The sequence below is a fragment of the Bradyrhizobium sp. Ai1a-2 genome, assembly GCF_000426245.1.
Classification (GTDB): domain Bacteria; phylum Pseudomonadota; class Alphaproteobacteria; order Rhizobiales; family Xanthobacteraceae; genus Bradyrhizobium.
Genome location: NZ_AUEZ01000220.1, coordinates 1 through 1,841 on the forward strand (window position 1 = coordinate 1; position 1,841 = coordinate 1,841).

The following is a 1,841-nucleotide window of genomic DNA, read 5'->3' on the forward strand; positions in this document are numbered from 1 at the left end:
GTATCCCTCCATTGAGGGCCGCCTTGTTTGACGAACGCGATGGCTGCAGGTCCTAGGGGTAATCCTAGGAGAAGCGCTATGACGATTTCGCGAGCGGAGGTGATCACATCGGTCGAGCGGCGGCGCCGGTGGTCGCAAGACGAGAAGGAACGGCTTGTTGCGGCGTCGCTCGCGCCCGGCGCCAATGTTTCCGAGGTAGCTCGCGTGGCTGGCCTTCATGTCAGCCAGCTGTTCAGGTGGCGCAAAGAGCTTTGCAAGCACGGCGAAGCGAGTATAGCGCCGTTCGTGCCGGTCGCGATTGGGCCGTCCGTACCGCCGCGGGAAGTGGCCGAAGCACCGGTGACGACGACGGCGGCGCGTCGACGGAGGAGCCAGGGTATCATCGAGATTGATCTTGGAAGCGGGCACCGCGTCCGGGTCGATGGCGACGTTGATGGAGACGCGCTATGTCGCGTTCTCGATGCTCTGGCCCGCAGATGATCCCGGTTCCGACGGGCGCGCGAGTGTGGCTCGCGACAGGCTACACAGACATGCGCCGAGGCTTTCCGTCGTTGGCACTCCAGGTGCAGGAGGTGCTGCGCAAGGATCCGCTCAGCGGTCATTTGTTCGTCTTCCGCGGTCGCCGCAGCGATCTTGTGAAGGTGATCTGGCACGATGGCCAAGGGGCATGCCTGTTCACCAAGAGACTCGAGAGAGGAAGGTTTATATGGCCATCCGTTGCGGGCGAAGCTGTGACGATCTCGCCGGCGCAGATGAGCTATCTGTTGTCCGGAATCGATTGGCGCAACCCGCAAGAAACCCAGCGTCCGACGCGAGTAGGATGACTGTTTTGGGTTTGAACTTGCTGCCTGATCTGATTCAATGGCTTCATGATATCGAAGCCGGACGATCTTCCTTCTGACCTCGCGAGCGACTACCTTGCGCTACTGGCCGAACGAGAGGCGTTGCAGGCTGAGCGCGATGTCGCTGTCGCGGATGCCGCTAGTGCGCGGGCGGAGCTGTCGGACAACGAAGCGCTGATCGCACATCTAGAGCTGCGGATCGAGAAGCTCAAACGCGAACTGCACGGGCAGCGATCCGAGCGCTCGGCACGGCTGCTCGAGCAGTTGGAGTTGGAGCTAGAGGAACTCGTCACCACGGCGAGCGAGGATGAGCTCGCCGCACAGGCGGCGGCAGCGAAGACGCAGAACGTCCGTCCCTTCACGCGTAAGCGGCCGGTGCGCAAGCCTTGGCCAGACGACATCGAACACGAGCGCGTCATCGTTGAAGCTCCGACGACCTGCGCCTGCTGCGGTGGATCGCGGCTGGCGAAGGTCGGCGAGGATGTGACCAAGACGCTGGAGGAGATTCCGCGCCGCTTCAAGGTCATCGAGACGGTACGCGAGAAGTTCACCTGCCGCGATTGCGAGAAGATCAGCCAACCGCCGGCACCGTTCCATGCCACGCCGCGCGGCTTTATCGGTCCACAACTGCTGGCGACGATCCTGTTCGACAAGTTCGGCATGCACATCCCGCTCAATCGCCAGAGCGTGCGCTTTAAGGCCGAGAGGATCGATTTGCCGCTATCGACGCTGGCCGACCAGGTCGGCCACGGAACCTTCGCCGTCATGCCGCTGTTCCATCTGATCGAACACCATGTGCTCGCGGCCGAGCGCCTGCATGGTGATGACACCACCATCCGTATCCTGGCGAAGGGCAAGTGCACGACTGGGCGGATCTGGACGTATGTGCGGGATGATCAGCCGTTTGCCGGGCCTGCGCCGCCTGCGGCGGTCTATTACGCCTCAAGCGACCGACGAGGCGCGCATCCGCAGAGACATCTGACCGCCTTCGCCGGCATC

At 62.7% G+C, this 1,841-nt stretch carries 3 protein-coding genes; all 3 read left to right on the plus strand.

Annotated elements, in window-relative coordinates:
* The first annotated feature begins 78 nt into the window (after window positions 1-78).
* Entirely contained in the window at window positions 79-480 is a 402-nt protein-coding gene (locus K288_RS0143295) for a transposase (protein ID WP_027584860.1), read from the plus strand.
* Window positions 477-824 carry an IS66 family insertion sequence element accessory protein TnpB gene (gene tnpB, locus K288_RS0143300; RefSeq protein ID WP_027584861.1) on the plus strand — a complete coding sequence of 116 codons (348 nt, stop codon included), beginning with the start codon at window positions 477-479 and terminating at the stop codon, window positions 822-824. Before K288_RS0143295 ends, tnpB begins: the two co-directional genes overlap by 4 nt.
* A 45-nt stretch (window positions 825-869) precedes the next feature.
* The coding region (locus K288_RS0143305; protein ID WP_027584862.1) for an IS66 family transposase at window positions 870-1,841 on the plus strand (972 nt) is incomplete at its 3' end.

Excerpts from the sequence above, each read along its gene's own strand:
- K288_RS0143295 (WP_027584860.1), top strand. The coding sequence starts at position 79 with ATGACGATTTCGCGAGCGGAGGTGATCACATCGGTCGAGCGGCGGCGC.
- tnpB (WP_027584861.1), top strand. The coding sequence starts at position 477 with ATGATCCCGGTTCCGACGGGCGCGCGAGTGTGGCTCGCGACAGGCTAC.